The sequence below is a fragment of the Acinetobacter sp. YH01006 genome, assembly GCF_013420445.1.
Classification (GTDB): domain Bacteria; phylum Pseudomonadota; class Gammaproteobacteria; order Pseudomonadales; family Moraxellaceae; genus Acinetobacter; species Acinetobacter pseudolwoffii.
Map to the genome: position 1 here is coordinate 1 of NZ_VOYB01000045.1, position 5,910 is coordinate 5,910.

Here is a 5,910-nt window from a genome sequence, read left to right on the forward strand (position 1 = left end):
AACATATAGGACCAGAACAACAACTTTATTCTCCATGACTTGATATACCAATCCAAATTGATCAGTAATGTCCTGGAAGCAGCACAGATCCTTCCAAGCATCTCTTTCAATACAGCTATTGATACAGCTATTAAAAAAACAAAACAAACGATAAAATATAAGCAATCACCTACTCAAAAAGCTCAACAACCAAAAGCCGTGAGCTATAGAGGGCTTTGTTGCACAAACCTATTCATGACGGCTTATTCAGCAAAGCCAATATTTTGAGCGGTCAGATTCGCATACCATTGATAATCTACATAGCCTTTGTCAAAGACCACAATACTGCCAGAGGGAAACTGGAATTTTCGGCCTTGTACCATGTCATTTTCTTTACCATTTTCAACTGCAACAAACTCAGGAATATGATTGCTGTGATTCAATCCTATGCTGAGTTTCATGCTGGCTTTTGAATCATGAACTTTGGCCCATGCGCACAAGGAAAGCGACAGATCAATGTGACTGGCATCCAGGGAATACAGAGGATTCTTGAAGCGAAATTTATGGGCTACTTTTGATTTTTCACAGTATTGCAGTAATTGATGAAACATCTGTTTATACAAGGCAGCAGGTTGCTCCTCGTTGATTCGTGCCAGCGTGCTTCGGGGAATAGACTTTGCTCCGAGATGATTAAGCTTTTCCTGCTGGGACTCAAGATTGGATTGAATATCCCGTAGGCTTTGTCGGCAGGAAAGTTGGGACATTAACAGGGCAATAAACTGATCCCATCGAGAAGCAGATCTGAATTTCTGCCCAACATGATGTTGTTTAGCAAGCCGTTCAAAATCTTGTCGTAAGACTGGTTTAATTAACTGATGAAATACGGTATTCTGATGTGACAAAACCTGAATCCTGGTCGTTAAAGTGTTTGTTTGCACTCATATTTTAACTGTTCGGACTCAGGTTTTTTTATTTAAATCAAACTATGGGACAGCAGTGGCTTACAGCTCCCTTTTTTGTTGTGTAAACCCCAAATAGAAATGTCCGCTTGTAGAATCTGCGCTTTTGCTATTATCGAAGCGGACGGTTTATATCATCAATGCTGAAATTAAAAATCTAGATCATAATCACGATTTGGCTGCTTTTCAGGTTCATAAGTTTGCTCTAAGACATCGCTTTGAGGAGTCGGATTAGGCTTTTTCACCTCGTGGATATGGCTCTTTATGTTCTCAAAACTCTCTAAACACGATTGATATGACGCTCTTTGATGTTTCAAATGGTCATTTTGAGGCTCTAAAATAATTTCACATTTCAGATAGTTAAGCATGCGTTGGTCGTTTTTGATGATCTCCTCGATTTTGTCATAGTCCCATGTATTGATCATTCTGCTTGCTTGGCTGATGTATTTCTCCAAGTTTTGAGCTTTTTTCTGCACACAACCAATCAATTGCAATAGATTATTATCGTTGTATGCTTGCTGTTGTTGGGCTGAAAGTTGTTTGTGATCAGCAACGTAACCAGGGTAATAAGCGTCAATTCTCAAGTCACGGAAATCTGTAGCCGGCTTTGGCTTGGGTCGAATTTTAGCGACTAGGGGTTCTAGTTGTTCAAGTTGTTGATTAAGGTCATTAATCGTTCTACAGTTTCCCCAAGCGTATTGATCTGCTTGCTTTGCATCTCCAAGTCTGTGTAAAAGTCGGTGGGTAGCTGCAATTGCAAGATGGTTGAGAGTGCTGTCTCCAGGTCTGTCTGCTGTGTGTCTAGCGTCTGTTGAATGGATTTTAATTCGATCTTTACCAGGTCGCTGACAATGCTGTTTAAATCCAGTTGATTTAATGCTGTCGTTAATTGCATTTGTAACTGGGTTCTCAAGTTTTCTTGAAATGCTTGCTGTAATTGCTCCGAAAATTCGCCCTGCTCGAGCTTTGAAAGTTCTACTTTCATAGCCAAAATCAAGGCTTGTTGAGCTTCTTTCTCTGAGTTCAAGTTGTTGATTTTGTCCTTTAAACTCTGCTCTACTTCGCTGTAAGTGGTCAAAATATTCTTTAATGAACTGACCTGTTGACTCAAGGCTTCGTTTTGTTCTGCTAACAAGCTGTTTTGTTGACTCAACAAGGCGTTTTGCTCTGTCAAAAATTGGTCGATCTCGGTCTGCATAACTTATCTCCGTATGCTGTTTAGGTAATTGAGTTGGCTCTGAATTGTTTGTGAATTCTGTTGAATCATTTCTTTTTGTGCTTGGATGGTTTTTAGGTTTGTACTGAACTGATAGATCGTATAAAAACTGATTAAAATCATCAGCCCCCCAAAAACTGTACTCGCCCATGTCATGTATTTGGCTTTTTGAGAGTTTAATAGCGACTGAATTCCGGTCTCTATTAGCTCGCTTTGGCTCTCTTCTATCGCCTGCTTCACTTGGGCCTGGACTTGGGCTTGGATGCTCTTCTGATCTATCGAAATGCTGCCAATTGCTTTGTTGATTTCGGTCTGCAGCGATTCGATTGAGACTGAAAGCCGTTGGAGTTTCGATATATCTGTATTCGATATCTGCTCGTGGATTGCTTTTAACGCTACTAGATAGTCCATTGTTGCTTCTTGCAGCACTTGTGGTGATAGATTCCCCACCTCGGTCAAAATCGAGCTTAGATTGGATTCTATGGATCTTGTCGTACTCTCTATCCCGTTTAAAAGGGTGGTACTGTTCATGATAGGCAGCTCGCTTTGCTCGATAAGTTTCTCGAAGTTGATCAGCGTCTGTGAGAGCAGCTGCAAGCTCACGATCAGTTGGTTTATTTGATTCTGCCTCTCGAAGGCGCTCTGCATAAGCTCCAAGTTCGAATTTTTCATCGTAAAACGCCCCTTTTAGTCGGTGTTTGTCATTGTTGTTTAGGCGATGAGATCAAGATGCGAGAGCAGCGTAGTGTCACGCAAGGTAAAAAGCTCATGGAGATGCTGAGCTCTGCGATCAAGGGCTATCAGAACAAGGTACTGACTGCAGCCGAAGTGATTGATGAGCTCATCAAGTTGGCTAAGGCAATCCAAGAGTCAGACAAAATGGCAGAGGAACTCAACCTGACTGAATATGAATATGCGTTCTATTCAGCAGTTGCAGACAATGACAGTGCTAGAGAGTTGATGCAAAAAGAGATCCTGCGCGAACTCGCTGTTGTGCTGACTGAGTCTATTCGTAAGAACGTAACCTTGGATTGGACCATCAAAGAAGCTGCCAGGGCGAAGCTGAGAGTCATTGTGAAGCGTCTACTCAAGAAGTATGGCTATCCACCTGATATGGCTTTATTGGCTACTGAGACTGTGCTTGAACAGGCTGAGCAATTAGCAGAAGAGCTCTCTGCTGCTTAATTTTTTGCAATCAAATTACAACTATTAAAAAACTAGATTAGTTGTTTTAAACAACTAATCTAGTTGTACATCACATCTCAAGACCTAACTCTTTGAGGACACTAGAATACTTTCTGACAACCTCGGGATCTTGTAGTTCAATCAGGAGCCTTTTCTCTAGATCAGCATAGCTTTCCCCTACTGCAGCTTTTTGGCTTGCAAATGGATCATGGTGAGCTAGCTTGTTTGCAAAGAATTGAATCTGCTTGTCTGTTAGCTTCTTAGCTTTGCTGTGCGTGACTTCCTTAGGTTGTTGCTTAGTTATGAACGTAAATGAGAAACCACCGATCATACGTCCAGTTTTATGTTGCTCCATAATGGGATTATTAGATTTGCACTGAAGAAGTTAAAGGAAGAATGAAACTAAATAGAAACCAATTTGAAACTAATTTAGTTGTAAATTGGTTTTAATATACAGGCTGTACTAGATTAATCTAGTACAGCCTGTATAAAAATTAATGGCTAATGATATCGAGAATTTTTTTCCATAAAATCTCAACGACTTCTTCCTGACTTATATCATGCAGGTAAACTTCCGAAATTTCTTGTTGAAGCCACTGCTCTAATTTCTCTTGATGTGAAGAGTGACTTGAATATCCATTCAATCCAAAGTAAGTGATCATCTTATTTGATGAATTTCCAGAATCGTAACTCATAAAATCATACAGCTTCTGTAAAACAGATTTAATGACCTCTTTCAGAAAACTCTTCCGGATTTTTTCCTCTCGGTACATCAAGTCTAAGTTATTGTGGGTTAAATACACATTTGGCATAAATTTATCCTTGTAAAGTAAAGGATCACAAGAACTAGAAACAATGAGGATATAGATAACTTTACTTTCGATATCTACTATGAAAAAATCCCTACGCTAACCTACCAAGTGGCGTAGTTTATTGCCTCATATTCTTATGATCGTAATAAATGGGAAAAAGAGTTTTTAAAGCTCTTTTTTTTAAACAATTTTTTTGGTAACCAAACTGGTTACCAAAAAAATTAACTTGTTTTATGAAGGTTGTCAATCATATAATCCATACAAATAGCTATTTTTTTTTGAGACACTTCAATGGATGAGTTTGTTGCATTCCCTTCTTTTGGCTATTTCTTTGAAAATAGCGACACGGGTATTTCTGATAAAGATTTTGAAAAAATAAAATATGAAATCAATGACTTTGATATCATTGTTGGGAATGAAATAAACTCTTTACATAGACTTGTTTCGCAATCCAAAGAGTTTGATCTGATTGTTATAAAACCAGAGATCGATTTTTTTCTTTTTGTGGGGCTCTTTAAAAACAAAGATTCTGTACTTAAACATTACCGTCAATATTTTGAATTATTGAGACAATTACTTACTGATAACGGTAGTCTATATGTACATGTTTCCAATCTTCACCTAATGAGTGAATTCCAAGTAATATTAGATAAAGTTTTTGGTGAAGCTAGGTGTGTGAATCAAATTTTACTAAAAACCCATAATTCTTCATTTAAAGCATCAAAAGGTTTTACTAAAACCGCTCATGAGGTAATTCTTTTTTATACCAAAACAGATAACTTTATTTGGAATGATCTGGTCCAGACAATCACAGATGATAATTTAGCTAAAAAGTTTCCTCATGTGGATGCACTGGGGCAATTTAGACTCATGCCTTTACATGTTCCTGGTGTACGAAAACATGGTGAAACTGGTAGACAATGGAGGGATATGAATCCACCCGAAGGTAAGCACTGGCGTTTTTCTCCAGAAAAAATGGATGAACTTGATCAACAGGGCCTTATTCATTGGTCAAGAACAGGTAATCCACGTTTAAAGGATTATGTTAAAAGTGATACCGGTGTTAGATATACAGATTATTGGGACTTAGCATCAGCAAAAAATTCAACATACCAAATTAAAAATCTGCAGAAAGCCTATGAGGTTATTATTAAATCCAGTACCAATGAAGACTCTTTAATATTGGATGCTTTCAGCTTTGATAGCGTCTGTTTGAATGCGGCAAATAACTTAAATAGAAAATGGATTGCAGTAACACCTAATATAGAGTCCTTTTTATTTACATTACGTTATTTGGAAAAAGACTTTTGCTCGAAAAATTTGGCAAGGGCTATTACAACTCCAGAATTTATCTCCAATGAGTTCGCTAATCCTAGCCCTGTGTATAAGGTACAAAATAAAAATTTCGGACATTTAAGTCTTTTAAATAACCTTAGATTCATCTTAAATAATTAAATTTGTGGAAAAAACTTTAAGCTGCTGAACAGCTCAAGCTATAGCTAAATTCTAAAAAGATCAGCACATAAAAATGCCTGTAAAATCCATTTTTATAGGGTTTTAGGTGTGCTGATAAATTCAGTATTTAGCTATATCTTCTTATGAACATAGTTTGATTTTTACTGTCATATTGTCCTATAGCCTAACGGAACAAAATAAAGTCTTAAAAAGCAACTCAAAAACCGTATTTATAGACTTAATATTTAATTTCGGTACAATATGTATTTAATTATCTAAACTCTAACGGTACAGAATGCCTAAT

At 37.6% G+C, this 5,910-nt stretch carries 5 protein-coding genes and 3 pseudogenes; 2 read left to right on the forward strand and 6 right to left on the reverse strand.

Going from position 1 to position 5,910, the window contains the following annotated elements:
- Positions 1–251: 251 nt before the first annotated feature.
- The 4 genes and pseudogenes from FTT73_RS15580 to FTT73_RS15585 all read right to left on the reverse strand — a co-directional run.
- Positions 252–881, reverse strand: a pseudogene (locus FTT73_RS15580) (IS4 family transposase); the annotation flags it as partial.
- 206 nt (positions 882–1,087) lie between these two features.
- Complete coding sequence (locus tag FTT73_RS16200; protein WP_100355861.1) at positions 1,088–1,522, reverse strand: hypothetical protein; 435 nt, start codon at positions 1,520–1,522, stop codon at positions 1,088–1,090.
- Positions 1,523–1,578: 56 nt separating this feature from the next.
- On the reverse strand, positions 1,579–2,136 hold the full coding sequence (locus FTT73_RS16205; RefSeq protein WP_100355862.1) for a hypothetical protein: 558 nt from the start codon (positions 2,134–2,136) through the stop codon (positions 1,579–1,581).
- A 3-nt stretch (positions 2,137–2,139) separates the two neighbouring features.
- Entirely contained in the window at positions 2,140–2,826 is a 687-nt protein-coding gene (locus FTT73_RS15585) for a hypothetical protein (RefSeq protein WP_100355863.1), read from the reverse strand.
- 39 nt (positions 2,827–2,865) lie between these two features.
- On the opposite strand from FTT73_RS15585, the pseudogene FTT73_RS15590 reads away from it, so the two are divergent.
- Positions 2,866–3,339, forward strand: a pseudogene (locus FTT73_RS15590) (type I restriction enzyme endonuclease domain-containing protein); the annotation flags it as partial.
- Positions 3,340–3,409: 70 nt separating this feature from the next.
- On the opposite strand, the pseudogene FTT73_RS15595 reads toward FTT73_RS15590, so the two are convergent.
- A pseudogene (locus FTT73_RS15595) lies at positions 3,410–3,691 on the reverse strand (RepB family plasmid replication initiator protein); the annotation flags it as partial.
- Positions 3,692–3,833: 142 nt separating this feature from the next.
- On the reverse strand, positions 3,834–4,151 hold the full coding sequence (locus tag FTT73_RS15600) for a hypothetical protein (protein WP_180191647.1): 318 nt from the start codon (positions 4,149–4,151) through the stop codon (positions 3,834–3,836).
- 291 nt (positions 4,152–4,442) lie between these two features.
- On the opposite strand from FTT73_RS15600, the gene FTT73_RS15605 reads away from it, so the two are divergent.
- Complete coding sequence (locus FTT73_RS15605) at positions 4,443–5,606, forward strand: DNA methyltransferase (protein WP_100355865.1); 1,164 nt, start codon at positions 4,443–4,445, stop codon at positions 5,604–5,606.
- Positions 5,607–5,910: the final 304 nt, after the last annotated feature.